This window comes from Chitinophaga sp., assembly GCF_019236475.1.
In the GTDB taxonomy this organism is placed as follows: domain Bacteria; phylum Bacteroidota; class Bacteroidia; order Chitinophagales; family Chitinophagaceae; genus Chitinophaga.
Genome location: NZ_JAFAIX010000012.1, coordinates 289,628 through 307,920, shown reverse-complemented (window position 1 = coordinate 307,920; position 18,293 = coordinate 289,628). Strand labels below are relative to the sequence as shown.

Annotated in this window: 11 protein-coding genes; 10 read left to right on the top strand and 1 reads right to left on the bottom strand. The window is 42.6% G+C overall.

The window, feature by feature from the left end:
* The first annotated feature begins 267 nt into the window (after positions 1–267).
* From JO154_RS17350 to JO154_RS17310, 9 genes are all read left to right on the top strand, one after another.
* Complete coding sequence (locus JO154_RS17350) at positions 268–1,698, top strand: glycoside hydrolase family 125 protein (protein WP_291947815.1); 1,431 nt, start codon at positions 268–270, stop codon at positions 1,696–1,698.
* Positions 1,699–1,791: 93 nt separating this feature from the next.
* A complete protein-coding gene (locus JO154_RS17345) occupies positions 1,792–3,573 on the top strand; it encodes a hypothetical protein (protein WP_291947813.1) in 1,782 nt (593 codons plus the stop codon).
* A gap of 65 nt (positions 3,574–3,638) precedes the next feature.
* Positions 3,639–4,721, top strand: coding sequence for a PA0069 family radical SAM protein (locus tag JO154_RS17340; protein ID WP_291947811.1), 1,083 nt, complete (start codon positions 3,639–3,641; stop codon positions 4,719–4,721).
* 558 nt (positions 4,722–5,279) lie between these two features.
* On the top strand, positions 5,280–5,846 hold the full coding sequence (locus JO154_RS17335; RefSeq protein ID WP_291947809.1) for a DinB family protein: 567 nt from the start codon (positions 5,280–5,282) through the stop codon (positions 5,844–5,846).
* A 142-nt stretch (positions 5,847–5,988) separates the two neighbouring features.
* Positions 5,989–7,875 (top strand): transglutaminase family protein, encoded by a 1,887-nt coding sequence (locus JO154_RS17330; RefSeq protein WP_291947807.1) that lies wholly within the window; start codon positions 5,989–5,991, stop codon positions 7,873–7,875.
* Positions 7,876–7,891: 16 nt separating this feature from the next.
* Positions 7,892–10,126: a DUF3857 domain-containing protein gene (locus JO154_RS17325; RefSeq protein ID WP_291947805.1), complete on the top strand. Its 2,235-nt coding sequence runs from the start codon at positions 7,892–7,894 to the stop codon at positions 10,124–10,126.
* A 696-nt stretch (positions 10,127–10,822) separates the two neighbouring features.
* Entirely contained in the window at positions 10,823–11,902 is a 1,080-nt protein-coding gene (locus JO154_RS17320) for an AAA family ATPase (protein WP_291947803.1), read from the top strand.
* Between the two features lie 18 nt (positions 11,903–11,920).
* Positions 11,921–13,339, top strand: a complete 1,419-nt coding sequence (locus tag JO154_RS17315) for an RtcB family protein (protein ID WP_291947800.1) — start codon at positions 11,921–11,923, stop codon at positions 13,337–13,339.
* Between the two features lie 226 nt (positions 13,340–13,565).
* Positions 13,566–14,774, top strand: a complete 1,209-nt coding sequence (locus JO154_RS17310; RefSeq protein ID WP_291947798.1) for a sterol desaturase family protein — start codon at positions 13,566–13,568, stop codon at positions 14,772–14,774.
* Positions 14,775–14,784: 10 nt separating this feature from the next.
* On the opposite strand, the gene JO154_RS17305 is transcribed toward JO154_RS17310, so the two are convergent.
* Positions 14,785–15,282, bottom strand: a complete 498-nt coding sequence (locus tag JO154_RS17305; protein WP_111591430.1) for an RNA polymerase sigma factor — start codon at positions 15,280–15,282, stop codon at positions 14,785–14,787.
* Between the two features lie 602 nt (positions 15,283–15,884).
* Between JO154_RS17305 and JO154_RS17300 the strand changes: the two genes are divergently transcribed.
* A complete protein-coding gene (locus JO154_RS17300; RefSeq protein WP_291947794.1) occupies positions 15,885–18,293 on the top strand; it encodes an SLBB domain-containing protein in 2,409 nt (802 codons plus the stop codon).

Here is an 18,293-nt window from a genome sequence, read left to right as displayed (position 1 = left end):
CCGCAAAGGAATCTGCCAGTTGTGTACCTAAGCGTATAAAGTATTATAAAGCAGCAAAGGAGATGAATTGTATAGGTTTAGGGAGACACGTGTCTCTCTATACAATTCCAACTCACTTTGCTGCTTTTTTATATCCTGCCTATCCCAACAAACCAATCAATCATCTTTGCGCCTCTGCTTCTTTGCGCCTTTGCGTGAAAACAGGCAAATCGATTTAGCAAATCCGGAAAACTTTTTTATTTTACAGTTTCATAAACTCAAACAGTTATGGTTGCAAGGAGAGATTTTCTTAAAAACAGCGCCCTGCTGGCAGGAGCTGTAAGTCTGGGATTGCCGAAGACGGTATTTGGATGGGATGGATATAGTTCTCAGCGTCCGCCACTGGCCCAGCGTAAGTTTACCAGTGCAGCGGTGGAGAAAACAATAGTAACAGTAAAGAAACAGATTGCAGACAGCAAACTGGCGTGGATGTTTGAAAACTGTTTTCCTAACACACTGGATACCACTGTTAACCACAAAATGGTGGATGGAAAACCTGATACATTCGTGATTACAGGAGACATCAATGCGATGTGGCTGCGCGACTCGTCTGCACAGGTATGGCCGTATCTCACCCTGGTAAAAGATGATGCTAAGTTGCAACAGTTGATTGCGGGTGTAATCAACCGTCAGACCAAATGTATCTTGATCGATCCTTATGCCAATGCCTTCAACGATGGCCCTACTGGCAGTGAATGGGAAAAAGATCTGACCGATATGAAACCAGAACTGCATGAGCGTAAATGGGAGATCGATTCTCTTTGCTATACTGTGCGACTGGCATACCATTACTGGAAGAATAGCAACGATACCAAAGTATTCGACGAACAATATAAAAAAGCGGCTCATCTGATCGTTAAAACCTTCAAGGAACAGCAACGTAAAGATGGCAAAGGCCCTTACAAATTTCAGCGTGTTACTGCATGGCAGTCTGATACCGTTCCTAATGCAGGATGGGGTTCGCCTATGCTCCCAGTTGGCCTGATTGTAAGTATTTTCCGTCCTTCAGATGATGCCACTGTATTTCCTTTCCTGATTCCTTCCAATATGTTTGCCGTAGTATCGCTGCGTCAACTGGCAGAGATTAGTGAAAATGTGTATAAAGATGCCGCCTTCGCGAAAGAGTGTACTGTACTTGCAGATGAAGTGGATCGCGCTATTAAGGCGTATGCGATCGTAGAGCATCCTAAGTTGGGTAATATGTACGGTTTTGAGGTAGATGGATATGGAAATCGTTTATTCATTGACGATACCAATGTACCTAGTCTCTTGTCTATCCCATACCTGGGTTATACTACTGCTGACGACCCATTATATCAAGCTTCCCGTCATTTCCTTTGGAGCACCTTCCATCCATGGTATTACCAAGGTAAGTTTGGAGATGGTATTGGTAGTCCGCATACAGGAGAGAATTATATCTGGCCGATGAGTATCATCATGAAAGCAATGACTAGTCATGATAAGGAGGAAATTGCCGCTTGTATTAAAATACTGCGAAATACAGATGGTAATACCGGGTTTATACATGAGTCGTACCTGAAAGATGACCCCACTAAGTTTACCCGTAAATGGTTTGCCTGGGCGAATACATTATTCGGTGAATTGATACTGAAAGTAAGCAATGAGTATCCTGAGTTACTGAAACGTCAGTACGCCTAGGATCTTTTCCAGTAAGATAATAAGGAGCAAAGGAGCGAAGATTTGGATATCTTTGGCCCTTTGCTCCTTTTTTGTACACACAACCCTCGAATTATGACACTTAAAGAGATATATCAGCAGCGGATAACCACCTTAAAATCAGATAGTGAACGTGAACAAAAGCGCACGTCAACATATGCCTGGCTAAGGTTATTGACATTTGTGGTAGCCATATGGGGTGCGGTACAGTTTTTCCGGTTACAGCATAATATGATATGGTTGGTGGCAGCCATTCTTGGCGTAGTAGGCTTCTTATGGCTGCTGAAGCAGTACATCAAAAGCCAGGAGCGTTTACAGTTGCTAAAAGCACTGCTGGAATTGAATGAAAAGGAGTATACCCTAGTTACTACGAGTGAGTCGCGCTTTGAGGATGGGAATAGGTATGTAAATGAGCGTCATGATTTTACCAGTGATTTGGATGTATTTGGCCCTTCCTCGATTTATCAGCATATCAACAGAACGGGTACCCTTTCGGGGAGTGATCTACTAGCGGCCACTTTGCAATCACCGCATCAGGATGTGGCCCTCATCAAAGACACCCAGGAGGCGTTGAAAGTACTAGCACCGGAATTGGAGTTTCGCCAGATGTTGGCCGCTACGGCCTCACTAGCAAAAGAAGACGGGCAAGATAAGAAAGAGCTCAATCTTTGGTTGCAAATGCCCCTAGAGTTCTTGGGGAAGAAATTTTGGGAGGTAAGTAGATGGTTGTTACCTGTGTTGATGATTGCCACCATTTTCGTGTATGCATTTACGGGAGTATACGCCTGGGCGTTACTGATGCTTTCCATTAATTGGATGGTGCTGATGAGCTGTCAGAAGCGCGTATTAGCACAGCATGGCCTGATGGCGCATAAAGCGCAGATATTGGGCAAGTTTGATACTATTCTGCGTGTGATCCGTGATACTAAATTCGGGGATGCGCGTCTCTTGAAAGAACAACAGCAAACAGCCATATCCGCTGATACTGCATTGCATAAACTGGCGCGTATTAGTGGAGCGCTGGATCAGCGACTGAACCTGATAGTGGCCGTGGTGTTGAATTCCCTGTTGATGTATGATTTACATTGCATGGTGAACCTAGAGAAATGGAAATTGAGCCACCGGGATGATTTGAATAAATGGCTGGATGTCATTGCGCAGATGGAGGTATGGAATAGTCTGGCCACGTTTGCGTATAACCATGCTAGTTATAACTGGCCTTTGCCACAGGAAGGCAAGCTGGTACTAGAGACATCCGCTTTAGGGCATCCATTGATTCCAGAAGCAGATTGTGTAAAGAATGATGGAAGTATTGGTCGTATGGCCGATTTCCTGATTATCACTGGGTCGAATATGTCTGGAAAGAGTACTTTCCTGCGTAGTGTGGGCAGTAACCTGTTGCTGGCCATGTGCGGGGCACCGGTATGTGCGGATAGCTTTGTGTTTACGCCCATGCATATCATGACCTCCATGCGCATAAAGGACTCTATTGCCAGTCATACTTCTTATTTCCAGGCGGAGTTGCAGCGATTACAGCATATTATAAGGGAATTGAAAAACGGAAAGAAAGTATTTGTGTTGCTGGATGAGATATTGAAGGGAACGAATTCGGAAGACAAGCTTTCTGGCTCTCGTAGTTTGATAGAGCATTTTATACAGTTCGATTGTTTGGGAATGGTAGCTACCCACGATCTGGAGCTGGGGCATTTGGAAGAGACATATCCTCAGCGGATTCGCAACTATTGCTTTGAGAGTACGATCCAGGATGATCACCTATATTTTGATTACAGGATCAGGGAAGGCGTAGCGAGAAATAAGAATGCCACCTTCTTAATGAAACAGATGGAGATTATTTAGCCAAAATACTAAAAAATATATGAAGTAACTAAATATTTTAGTAGTTTTACTAAAATATTTAGTGTATGATATTGCCTTTCCAGGAAGGTACGCCTGAAAACCAATACTATAAGGGGAGGGGAGCCCAGATCAATCCCAGGAATCGCTTCCTGACGGATGAGTATGTGAAAGAACATACGGAAGGTATTGACGAATGGTGGCAGGCAGATGTACCTACACAAGTTTTTGAGGAGCATGCTAAATCCCTGGTGAACAAGGTAGATAGTCCGGATGTGGGGATGTGGTATTCCATGAATCCGTATCAGGGTTGTGAGCATGGATGTATTTATTGTTATGCTCGCAACTCGCATCAGTATTGGGGACTGAGTGCAGGATTAGATTTCGAGCGAAAGATAATTGTTAAGCATAATGCACCGGAGTTGTTACGTAAGTTCCTAGATAATAAAAACTGGGTACCGAAGCCGATTTCTCTTTCTGGGAATACGGACTGTTATCAGCCGGTAGAAAGGAAAATGTGGCTAACACGTCAATTGCTGGAGATATGCCTGGAGTACAAGCAGCCAGTGGGTATTATCACTAAGAATTCACTGGTATTGCGAGATCGATATATTTTGCAGAAGCTGGCTGCGGAGAACCTGGTATGTGTGTATGTTTCCATTACCACGATGCAAGAAGATTTACGCCAGAAAATGGAGCCACGCACTACTACTGCAGCACAAAGGCTTAAAATCGTAAAAGAATTAAGTGACGTAGGCATTCCTGTTGGTGTGATGACAGCCCCCATCATACCCGGACTGAATGATCAGGAGATACCCCGCCTGATAGAAGCTAGCGCAGAAAACGGAGCCAAGTTTGCCGGCTATACGGTAGTACGCTTGAATGATGCCGTAAAGCTCATCTTCAATGATTGGCTGTATAAGAATTTCCCTGACCGTGCCGATAAAGTATGGCATATGATAGAAGGCTTGCACGGCGGAAACGTGAATGACAGCGAATTTGGAAGAAGAATGAAGGGAGATGGCAATATCGCAGATCTTATCCGACAACAATTTCGTATATATACTAAGAAGCATGGTCTGAACCAGGAACGCTTTGAATTCAATACAGAAGCATTCCGAAGACCTACTTCACAGTTGAGTTTATTTTGATCGTGTAACCCGGATGTAGAGTAGTTGAATTTATTGTTAACTCTACAAAAAAAGTAGGATAGTTTTTTCCTTTGATAAAAAATAAAAACTACCTTTGTTTTCAATTAAACATAACTGTGCAACTTTTTTCAACATACAAGATTATCGCGATGGCCTGCAAGCAAAAGCAGGTCCAGACGAAGATGCGGGCATGTTGCACCGATTGTTAACGATAGTAAGTTATCAAACGATATAAACAAAGGTCCCGCTGCCACAGCGGGACCTTTTGTTTTTGATGCTGATAGTAATGATGTCATTGAACCAGATTCATTCGATAACTAAATTTTATACTTATACCTCACAACAATGTGCTTGGTATAATCAGGATGGCTTTGCCTTAAAAAAGCCATACGGACCTCGTATGTAATTTTGTAAGCACCCTTACAACATTTGGCCTGGCCCGTAAATACGGCCGGGCTTTTTTATTTCCCCTGGCCAAATGAATGGAAACACAATTATAAATAGTTATGTGCTGACCAGAAAAGCCAGGATAGTACATAACCCCAAAAAAGTAGCACCATGAGGAATGTTATTCAAGTTGTAAGAGAGGCTTTACTCACCAATTTCAGGGAGTTAGACCAATGGTTTGAAAAAGACCCAGCATTGCTGAACTTCAAACCAGAACGCGATCAATGGAGTATCAGAGAAGTGTTAGAACACATCTCTTTGACCAACTATTTTCTGTTACTCATCATTAACAAGTCCACCCGCCGGGCATTAGACCGTAAAAGAAACGGCCATAATGTAGTAGTACCCGCAGATTACGAAGAGAAATTTGCACAAATCGATGTAATCGGTAGCAAATCCTTCGGCTGGGTAAGACCAGAACATATGGAACCGGAAGGACTCAAGAACCTGGCAGAAATCAAAGCATTGCTCAAACAGCAATATGCGCAATGCATGTACAACGTATCCCTGCTCAAAAACGGAGAAGGTGTGCTGGTGTTCACCAACATGTCTGTCAACCAACTGGGCAAACTGGATATCTATCAGTATATCTACTTCCTTACCAAACATATCGAACGTCATATCCGTCAAATGCAAAGACTGGAAAAACAGTTCGAAGACAGTGCGGTACTAATATAATTTTTAGGTCGACCAATAATCAGGTCATCTATTATTGTTAATTCCCTGGTATGCTGATTATTAAGCCGGTAGGGTTTTCCTGCCGGCTTTTTTGTTAAAATTATTTATAATATTTATATTTAATGGTAATCAGTAGCCTAATATGACCCAAAATCTGAAATACCTATTCCTGTACATTTGCCTATTGCTATGTACCCTACCTGCCAGTGCCTACGACGATCCTGAAAAAAATGTTACCATCAGTTCGCAGGAAGATCGATATGAATTCGTTTATAGCAGCGATAAGGATAATCCCATCAACATCAAACAGGAGTTGAAAACAACCTACGTGTGTAATCAGTTCCGTACGAATGTGCCATTCGCGGTGTTTTATGATGATAAAAGCCGGATAGATGAAGTACGTGTCTACATAAATAATGACAGACGCAAAGATATCCAGCCTAAGTACGCCAATTATTCCGTGGACGATATATTCTATTCCGACGCGAAGATATGCGGCCTGATGCTCGACCTGGTAAAGAAAGGGACGGAAAGCAGAGTGGAATTGGAGAAAACAATCTTAGATCCCAGGTACTTCACAGCTATCTATTTCCCCGAAATCTTCCCAGTAACCAGCAAAACAGTGACCATCGTCATTCCTCGTTGGATGAAGGCGGAGATTAAAGAGATGAATTTCAATGGAGCTAATATTGTCAAAAAAGCGGAGTATGATAGTAAACACGATGCAGACATATACACCTATACCGCTACTGGATTAGCAGCTACACAAAAGGAACGGCAGTCTCCCGGACCTTCCTACAAATATCCACATCTATTGGTGCTATCTCAATCAGCCACTGCCAAGACCGGCGAGCAATTAAAATACTTTAATAAAACAGAAGATCTGTATGCTTGGTATCATTCCCTGGTGAATAAAATAGGTGACAATGAAACCACTATTAAAGAAAAAGCACAGGAGATTACAAAAGGACTAAGCGCCGATACCGCTAAGATTATGGCTATATATCACTGGGTACAGGATAATATCCGCTATATCGCTTTTGAAGACGGTATTGCTGGATTTAAGCCGGAGGCCGCCCAGTCTGTATTACAGCATAAGTATGGCGACTGTAAAGGGATGGCTAATCTTACCCGTGGTTTGCTGAAAGCTTTAGGATTTGATGCCCGCCTATGCTGGATTGGTACGGATCACATTGCGTACGACTATTCCATTCCCAGCATGGCGGTGGATAATCACATGATCTGTGCGCTGAACTATAAAGGGAAACGCTACTTCCTGGATGCAACGGAAACATATATCGGGATGAATCAATATGCTCAACGCATCCAAGGTAGGCAGGTGATGATTGAAGATGGAGATTCGTTTATCCTTGACCGTGTGCCCACCCGTACTTATACACAGAATACAGAAACAGAGTCGCGAACCTTGCGGATTGAAGGGAATGCACTCGTCGGGAAAGCCCGTCACCAGTGGGATGGAGAAAGTAAAGAGTTTATGCTGTCGCAAGTAAATGGTATTCGTAAAGAGAAAGTGAGTGACGCATTGGTACGTTATCTAAACGAAACAAATGATAAATACAATATTACCAACCTCGTGAGCTCCGATATGGAAACCTGGAATCATCCGATGGATATCAACTATGACCTTCGTTTCCAGGGCGCTGTAGCCGGATTTGGAGATGATATGTTTATAGAGATGGACTTCCGAAAAGAGTTCGGTAGTTATTCCATAGATACCGCCAAACGCACCTCTGATATGTTGTTTCAATACAAGCATCACGTGAAGCATGAAACCACCCTGGAAATTCCTACGGGGTATAAAGCAGAATTACCAGAGGGACTCACCATAGACAGAGACGGATATGCCTTCCATATTTCGTACAAACAGGCCGGAGCGAAAGTCGTCTACCAAAAAGAAATTATTATTAAAAACAACTGGTTGGAGAAATCTGCCTTTAACCAGTGGAATACGGATATTCAGGCGCTGAACAAAGCCTACCTGGAACAAGTTACCCTTAACAAGAAATAGTTTATCCTAATCAACTATGAGAGTACTGCATCTAACACTGCTCTTTTTACTGCTATCTGTACTGACATTCGCGCAGAAAAAGAAAGACCTAGAAAAGTATAATGAGCGGGCTATTACCGCCCGTACGGAAGTCTGGGGCTGGAACATCAAAGCCTTTAATCAGCCTGATCTTACGAACATCGATACCAAGCAATCGGCTGTGGTGCTGGCAAAACATATCGATGTAAAGGTCTCGAGTTCCAAGAAGCTGAAAGCCAGTGTATTTGGCTTTTATGTACAGCGGGATATCTTTTATGCTACTACCGTTCGGGAAATGGTGAAGATTAACGATAAAGTAGCGTTGGAGGAATATTCTCAATTCAGCTTTAAGAAATTCCGCCAACTGAATGGCTTTCGGGCGAAAGCTACTACCATTATCGGTGTTCGGATTATCAAAGCAGATGGTACTCGTAAAGAAGTGAAAGTGGATGAAGAAATGGTCACTGAGCAGGATGAAAACAAGCAACAGAAAAGCAAACTGGCTATTCCCGATCTGCAAGTGGGCGATATCATTGATTATTTTGTTCTGGTAGAAGAAATGAAAGATGCCAGTGGCGCCATAGACCAACAGATTTTTGTTTTGGGAGATGACAAGCCCATTAAACAGCTTTCTGTACACTGCGAAATAAGTGATAAGTATTCGATTAGATATACTACCGCCAATGGAGCACCTGATTTCAAAATCACCAAAGATGACGATGGTAATGTATTTGATTTGTTAGTGAGAAATATTCCCGCATTGCCTACACAATTGTGGATGTCGCCTTATCGGCAAGTGGCTAATATTCGTATGAATGTGAACTACGGAAAATACGTGTATGGCGATATAGAAGTGCCAGCAGGCAGCTATCGGAGAAATCCGCTGGATGGGGAAATCGTATCTGGAGCAAGATTGGGAGCCCTTGGTAATTACCGTTATGCTGGTACGCCGGGCCCTGTGTCTTATGTGGATGGTGTGCGCGACATGATTAAAACTTATCAGCGGGATAGAGGTAGTAAATTGCCGAAAGATAGTATTCCTTATTATGTATTTTATGCGATGAGATACATGGCGTTTTTTAGAGTGTTCCCAGATAGCAAGATTAACGTGGGTCTCTCTAGAAATCTAAGTGATTCTGACAACCGCCTATTTATCAGCCTGGTGGCTAGAACCCTGCATGAACTGGATATACGGAGTGATGTGGTATTGGTGACCAACAAATATGGTCCAGCAGATGGAGAGTTGTTGGAGCCAGGGGATTTTGAGTATGTGCTGAAAACCAGGACGGACAAACCAGTGTATATTACTTCTGCCAGTGTATTTTCACATTGTAATATTTTTTCTACTGCCCATGAAGGTCAGAATGCTATTGTGACGAATGAAGTGGGTGGCGCTCAAAAGAAAGATGATCCTCCATTTGCAACGCGTGTGAAAATCCCATTCAGTACTGCAGATCAGAATAGCCATCTGGAGAAAATTGATATCTCCCTAGATAATAAAATGGAACAACTGTTGGTAGATCGTACTACTACCTTGCGTGGCGCATTAAGAGCAGACGGGCAGAAAGATCTTTTGTTGTTTGAAGATTATTACGAGGAAGAAAGGCAGGCGCTGGGTATCCGTGAATCCTTTATGGAAAAATTCGCTGACAGTCGCAGAAACAAAGCGCTGGCAGAAGAATATACCAATGCCTTTGCACAGGCACGGAAAGACCAGAAAGACGCATTCAATAGTGAAGTGAAATCACAATTTGACGCAACGCCGAAAGAGCTAACATCTTATAGGATCAAGAATATGGGCATGCGTCATACCAATCCTGATTTTGTGTACGATACTAAATTTATATTGGAAGGATTCCTGAAGAAAGCAGGCAATAATTATATATTTGATGTAGGCCGATTAATTGGCGGACAACTGACCATCAAGCAGGAACAGCGTGATCGTAAGGTGGATATGTATGAACCATTTGCGCGTAGTTTTGAACATGATATCGTTGTGCATATACCAGCAGGATATAAAGTAGAGGGTGCGGAGAAGTTGGTGCGTAATGTAGATAATGCCTGCGGTTCCTTTATTGTAAGCAGTACAGTAGAAGGAGATAAACTACATGTAACGGTGAAGAAGATTTATAAGCATGCTTTTGAGAAAGCAGAGAGCTGGGCTAGTATGTTGGAGGTGATAGATGCAGCGGTGGATTTTGTTGGACAGAAAGTACTGCTGAAGAAGGCATAGCGATCATGATAAATTTACGACACGTAAAAAAAATTTAAAAAAAGTTTGTCAAAAATTTGCAATATCAAAACACTTATAATTATCTTTGCATCGTCAAAATTATTAATTCAATAAACCTTTAAAAAATGAAACGCTATAACACAAATATGAGCTTCGCGGATCACGGCATAGTGCTGATTGAGAGCGAGTTCCGGGCGTTTTGTTTTTACAGGTAGAAAATATACTTGTATCAGTAAAAAAGAGCTCGGTTCCGTGAACCGGGCTTTTTTTATTGCATTTTTCGATGATGATTATATCTGTAATCGAACAAAAACACTGGAGCCATGAACTATTGGCAGTTGCGGAAACCCGCTACTGTAAATGGTTTGGAGATAGCTTTGCCCTCAAGCAAGCTAAACGGACAAGGTATGCGATAACGTAGTATATACGTTAACGTTAGTAGACCCGGTCCGTGTTCAACAGGCCGGGTTTTTTTATGAATATGACTTATTGAGGAGGTACATAACATTGCAATGGCGGGGTAATCCTGCCCTGCCAGGCTTTTTATGTCCTTTAGAAAAATATTTTTTTCATCTCTGTTTGCATTAACCCAATAACCCCAACCGGTCGCGTACTTAGTATCGACCACTAACGAAAGGTATGATGCCGGAGCGAAGGCTCCGGTAAGTCCTTATCTAACATAAACGTATAAACGAAATGAACAACTCATATAGAAACCCAGATATCGGTGATTTGTATCTATCCTCCGGAGGATTCCTGGATAAAATGAATGTATACTTTCACCACTGTAATAGGTTGCCAAGTATGCACTCCATATTCAACCTGGATAAGGAGAAGGCCATCAAATGGATAGAAACCAATCTGGCCGCGGACATCATTCAAATCTACAGAGATAAAGATTATGACCGGAATACGAATTCGTACAATCATGATGAAATCATTTTCCTGTTAAAGGAGCAACGCATGATCTATCTCGAATCTCAGTATATGGAAATATTGCATCCGGAAGGGGATGATGTTTTTGTAAGCAAAGTGACTGCTGCCATAGCACCATTGAAACAGAAAGCGAAGCGCAAGCCACAGGAGATCAACCTGATATCCTCCCAAGATGGAGGAATGGGATTGAAGCGTATGGAGATCAAGCGTACCAAGTTGGATTTGGCTTTATATTACGAAGATGACTTCATAGCCGTGGATCAGTTGATACAACAGCGTTTGAAGAAAGATAAGGACAAGGGAATTGTGTTGCTGCACGGTTTGCCTGGAACAGGAAAAACCACTTATCTCCGTTATCTGATTGGCAGACTGAAGAAGAAAGTGTTGTTTGTCTCCCCAGATATGGCAGAGTACATCACCAGTCCTTCTTTCATGAATTTGTTGGTAGAAAATCCCAACAGTGTAGTGATCATAGAAGATGCAGAAAATATCATACTAGACAGGAAAATAACCGGCAGTTCATCTGTATCCAATTTATTGAATTTATCGGATGGGTTGTTGTCCGATTGTTTGAATGTACAGTTGATCTGTTCATTTAACAGTGATCTTAAATCGGTTGATAACGCTTTGCTGCGTAAAGGCAGGCTGATAGCCCGTTATGAGTTTGGTAAGTTGTCTGTGGAAAAGGCACAGCGTTTGTCGGACCATCTAGGGTTCAACCAAATCATTTCTCGTCCGATGAGTGTGGCTGAGATTACGAATCCGCATGAAACGGTGCCAGAAACCCAGCCAAGAGTGATTGGATTTCGCAGGCAGGAAGTCGAGGAAATGGTGAATTAATAAACCTTAAAAGGAAAAATGGGAAAATTTAAAATCAGCGGTAAATGGTTGCTAGGCATTGGATATCCGCAAGGGCCTGCTATCAGTGTAGCCATGACCGTTATTAATATGCATTATAAATATTCCAGTGAAGCAGCCGTGAAAGCATTATTGCTGCAAGTACTGGAATCGCCAGAACAATTCCTGGAACATGAGTTCCTGGATAAGGTAGCTGTGAAGTTGCATAAGGAAGAAGCGCCGGAGCGGAAAGAAGCCGCATTATTGGCGGAGCCAGTGCCTTATTATACTTATGGGTCCGCTTTTATTGATGAGGGGACCAGGAAGCAGATGAATAACGCAATGCGTTTGCCCGTTACCGTAGCAGGCGCCCTGATGGCCGATGCGCACCAGGGGTATGGATTGCCGATTGGCGGTGTATTGGCAACAGAGAACAGTATTATTCCGTATGGCGTAGGGGTGGATATTGGTTGTCGGATGTGCATGAGTATTTTGGATCTGCCAGAACATGTACTGGAAGGGCAGTTTGAGAAGTTCAAGAAAGAGCTGGGAAAGAATACCGTATTTGGCGTAGGGGGAGAATTAGATATAGAGAAAGATGACCCAGTATTAGAAAGAGAAGAATTTAGGGAGATTCCATTCCTTCGTCGCCTTAAGGATAAAGCCGTAGCTCAGTTGGGAACCTCTGGTTCTGGGAATCACTTTGTAGAGTGGGGTTTAGTAGAAATTGTAGCGGTGGATAATGATCTGAACCTGCTACCGGGGCGGTATGTAGCGTTATTGTCGCATTCTGGTTCTCGTGGAATTGGTGGACAGATTGCGGGGGAGTACACGCGGCTGGCGAGGGAATTATGTCCATTGCCATCCCAGGTACAGCAGTTAGCATATCTGGATTTGAATTCCGAGGCAGGGCAGGAATATTGGTTGGCTATGAATCTAGCTGGGGATTATGCGTCTGCTTGTCATCATTTGATTCATAAGCGGCTGATCAGAGCCGTAGGCGGGAATTTGCTGGCGAGGGTAGAGAATCATCACAATTTTGCCTGGAAAGAAATGTATGAAGGGCGCGAAGTAATTGTGCATCGTAAAGGAGCTACACCAGCGGGCAAAGGCGTACTGGGCATTATTCCTGGTTCTATGACCGCGCCTGGGTTTATTGTTCGGGGGCGAGGAGAAGTACAGTCTCTTTCCTCTGCCAGTCATGGTGCGGGGAGGCAGATGTCTCGTTCTGCAGCGCTGCAGCGTATTACAGGGCATGACATGCGTACCGTACTGAAAGAACACGGCGTAACCCTGATTGGGGGCGGATTAGATGAGGCGCCTATGGCGTATAAGGATATTAACACCGTAATGGCTGCGCAGCAGGAGTTGGTAGATATTCTCGGGCGATTTACCCCGAAGATTGTGCGGATGGCGGATCCTGGGCAGTCGGAAGACTAAGGCCTTGTTTTGGTTAGTTATAAAAGTGCATTCACCGAAAGGGGATGCACTTTTTTTATCATCAATTAGTCTACTTATTTGGTAGGATATTTAAGATTTATTGATTAATATTGTTTCGATTTACCACCACCCAATTTATTATCAGCAGTGTATTTGCGTGCAGCCAGCCTGTGCGTAGTGCCTGTGCCATGCCTCATTCAGATTGCTGACTTAAAAAAACATACTAGTGCATTTAAATTATCTGGCATTTGCGGTTCCATTGTTTTTGGCATTTATGGGACTGGAGTATTTGGTGGCGAGTAAGCAGGGGAAGACTTACTTCCGATTTAATGATACCGTACTGAATATCAGTGTCGGGATAGCCGAGCGATTAGCGGACACATTTACGGTGGGGTTGTTTTATTTCGTGTATACGTATCTGTATAGTAGGTATGCATTATTTGAGATACGGCCTAGTGTGTTGATGTGGGTGGCTTTGTTATTATGTACAGATTTTGTGTGGTATTGGTATCATCGGTTGGCGCATGAAGTGACGTTATTTTGGTGTGCGCATGTGGTGCATCATCAGAGTGAGGAATTTAATTATACGGTATCGGCGAGGATAACGGTATTCCAGGCCTTTCTACGGACGGGGTTCTGGTCGGTATTGCCGGTGATAGGTTTTCCACCTGGGATGATCACCAGTATGTTGTTGGTGCATGGGTTATATCCATTTTTTATTCATACGCGTACGATTGGGAAGTTGGGGATATTGGAATATATATTAGTGACACCTTCGCATCATAGGGTGCATCATGCGAGTAATCCCCATTACCTGGACAGGAACTACGGGGATGTATTTATCATCTGGGATAAGTTGTTTGGGACATTTACTCCGGAGGGGGAGGAGCCAGTCTATGGGTTGACTAAGCCATTGAACAGTAATAGTTTTTTATGGCAGCATTTTCATTTTTTCTTGGAGATGTTGTATTCTGTAAGGCGGGCTAATACGTGGAGGGAGCGGTGGAAGATTGTTTTTGGGAAGCCGGACAATGTGGATCCTGCTGCCAGGGAGATACTGGAAGGGCGGTATTTGGCTAGCAAGGATGAGCTAACGGAGACGCCTAAATTAAACAGTTATGTAGTCTGGCAGATTGGAGCAACGCTTGTTATATTATTTACATTTTTGTTACTGGAGCATTATGTGCCGATGTTTGTACAGATAGGCATCACCATATTGATTGTGCTTACATTAATTAATTGTGGTGCGATACTAGAGCAGAAGCAGTGGGTATTCTACTTGGAGTATGCGCGATATGTGATATTGGTTTCCGGAATATTTTACTGTTGGCCGCAGCCGTTGATATTAGCGGTGGCTGCGGTAGTAATGGCCGGGGCATTTTATTATCATACTGCCTTGCGGCAGCGGTATTTAAGGTTTGTTTACAGGGGGTAGTGGTTGGTGTTTAGCGTTGTACTTGAGTTTTGAGGATTTTGCGTGCAAAGTGAATACGGCTTTTGATGGTACCTAGTGGTTCCTGGAGGATGGCGGCTATTTCGTAGTATTTGTAGCCTTCCAGGTATAACAGGAATGGCTGTTTGAAGATAGCTGGTAGTTTGTACATGGCCAGGTGTACGTCTTTGGTACGCATGGTGGTTTCTGCATTGTTGCCAACCACGCCTCGCTGATAGTTGATGAAGAAGTCGCTAATAACAGGTTCGGTGATCATGCGGTTTTTGGTCTTTTTCCGGTAGTTGTTGATAAATATATTACGCATAATAGTGAACAACCAGGCTTTGATATTAGTCCCTTCCAGGTATTTTTCCTGGTTGGTGAGGGCCCTGAAGATCGTTTCCTGGTAGAGATCTTTTGCCTGTTCATTGTCTTTCGTCAGGGTATAAGCGAAGGGTTTCAGAAAGTCGGCGTTACCGACCAGTAAGGTGTTAAATTCAACAGATGACATAATTGTTTAATTTTTGTGTTATAAACAAAAAGCATTCGGAACTAAGGGTTTTCGATCACATTCTCTTGAAAATCAATAAATAATAAACAACAGGATCTATACTTCACATGACATCTCTGCTTCGGGCAGGGGGAGGATACAGTTTTATTTGGTTACATGGTTATATGGCCTGACTGACTCCGGAAGCAGGACGTTCTAATATATTAACGGATAAGAAGGCAAAACGGTTTGTTAACTAGTACGAATATATATATTCATATATATGAAGGCTGGGTTACATTATATTATCCTTAAAATTGGTATTTAAGGATAATGTGTCGATTTCTGGCATTATTCTACGTATATACGGAACAATCTACCAAAATATGTGTTATAACGGGCGTCAAAGTGTTTTTAGGTTCATTAACATTTGTGTGTTATTTTATATAGATTTGCAGCTTATTTGGCGGAAAAACAGTCAAATATGTTCGATATTGAAGCCTGAACTGAATTCGAGAAATATATCCTATTAATTCATGTTAAGAAAGTTATTGCTAATCCAGCTGTTCCTGTTTGTTGTTTATAGTGTAAGTGCCCAGGTTCCGTCCTTTTCCAAGGAGCAAATGAAGCAGATTAAGGTTGACAATCTGAGCGATGATCAGGTTAGGCAGCTTGTGGCTGAAATGAAGAAGAACGGAATAGCTTTTGACGATATTGATACTTATGCGCAGCAGAAGGGGATTCCAGACATTGAGGTGTCGAAATTAAAAGAGAGAATCCGTCAGATGGGGCTTGACAAGGAGTTACAAGTAAAGTCCAAGAATAAGGATCAGAATGATCAGAATGAAGATAGGAAGGTGGATGTCGATGATCAGGATAAAGATGATTCTAAAGTAGCTGGAAAAGAACCGAAATTATCCAAGGAAGAGCGGGAAAAAGAGAAGCGAAGAAAACGGATTTTCGGTTCGGAGCTTTTTAGTAATAAAAACCTGACTTTTGAGCCGAATCTCCGGATGGCAACACCACCAAATTATCGTCTGGCAGCCAATGATGAGTTGCTAATAGATGTATATGGTTATTCAGAAGTACAACATCGATTAAAAGTAACTCCCGAAGGATACATTAGGATACCCAATTTAGGTCCTGTATATGTGAATGGCCTCACGATGGAAGAGGCAAAAAGCCGTATTTCCAAACAATTAGCTACTATTTATTCAGGAATAAAATCGGGCAATACCTTTGTACAGGTGTCGCTGGGAAATATCCGCAGTATCAGGGTATTGCTGATAGGTGAGGTAGAAAAGCCGGGGTCCTATACGATTCCATCTCTGGCCACAGTTGCGAATGCATTGTATGTATCTGGTGGTCCAAATGAAAATGGTAGTTTCCGTAATATTCAGGTAATTAGGAATGGTGTTCCGGTAGTGTCGTTCGATTTATATGATTTCCTTGCTAATGGCGACTTATCTAATAATGTTGTGCTTCAGGACCAGGATATTGTGAAGGTGAATCCGTATAAAACCCGTGTAGAGTTGACAGGAGAGGTGAAACGTCCGGCCATTTTTGAGGCAAAGGATAATGAATCGCTGAAGCAGCTGATTGATTTTGCTGGTGGTTATACAGATAGAGCATTTACAGACGTTATCCGTGGTTACAGGGTGAATAACAAGGAAAGAGAAGTTGTAAACATCCCATCTTCTGAAATTGGGACTTTCAAATTAAAATCAGGAGATCAGTTTTTCGTGGATTCTATTTTGAATAGGTTCAGTAATCGTGTGACCATTACCGGGGCAGTTTTCCATCCTGGCAATTATGCATTGGAATCAGGAATGACCATATCAGATTTGATTAAAAGGGCAGATGGAGTGAAGGAGGAAGCAGCTTTAAGTCGTGGTCTGATTCGTCGTTTGCAGCCAGATTTCACGCCTGCATATATCAATTTTAATGTACAGGATGCGCTGGCCGGAAAATCATCTGTAAAGTTACAAAAAGAAGACAGCGTATTAATTTACTCCAAACTGCAGTTGCGGGAGGATTATGAGGTACGTATTGATGGAGAGGTAAATAAGCCCGGATATTTTAACTATGGAGAGGGAATGCACCTGGAAGATTTGATATTGCTGGCGGGAGGGCTCCGTGATGCTGCATCTACTCAGCGCATTGAAGTTTCCCGTAGAATCAGAAATGGTGTATATAGTCCAGAAGACACTGTTAAATCTATTGTTAAGTATTTTGATATCAATGCCGATTTAAGTGCCAACTCAGGTGCAAAAGGATTTGAGTTAATGCCATTTGATGAGGTGTCTGTACGTAAATCTCCGGCATATACTTCCCAATCCAATGTATCCATTGGTGGAGAGGTAGTTTACCCAGGAGAGTATACTATTAATACCCGTTCAGAGAGAATATCAGACTTGATTAAGCGTACTGGAGGCCTGCGTCCGGAAGCTTATGCAGCTGGTGCCGTAATGCTGAGGAAAACATTTATAAATGAGGGTGATAGTCTGATACTGGCGAACAAACTAGAAGTATTTATTAACAAATTACAAGACAGTGCAGATATAGCCCGTGTTAGACAAGCGGTAAATCGTCATGAGCAATTACTGGGAATAAACCTGGATCAGATCATGAAAAATCCGGGATCTAAATATGACTTATTACTGGAAGAAGGGGATGTGATCCGTGTACCAAAGAAATTGCAGACGGTGCAGTTATTTGGAGAGGTATACTTTCCTAAAAAGGTAAGGTATGATGGTGGATATACATTTAGAGATTATGTCCATGGTGCAGGAGGGTTCACTTCTCAGGCGTTGCGAAGAAGAAGCTATATCGTTTATGCCAATGGTGAGGTTAAGAATACAAAGAAGGTGATGTTTTTCAATAGCTATCCAAGGGTGAAGCCAGGAGCAGAAATTTATGTACCTACAAGAAAGGAAAGGAAAGGATTGAGTGGACAGGAAGGCATAGCAATTGCGAGTGGTCTGGCATCCGTAGCCTTGGTTATTGTAACTATCCTTAATACCATTAAATAA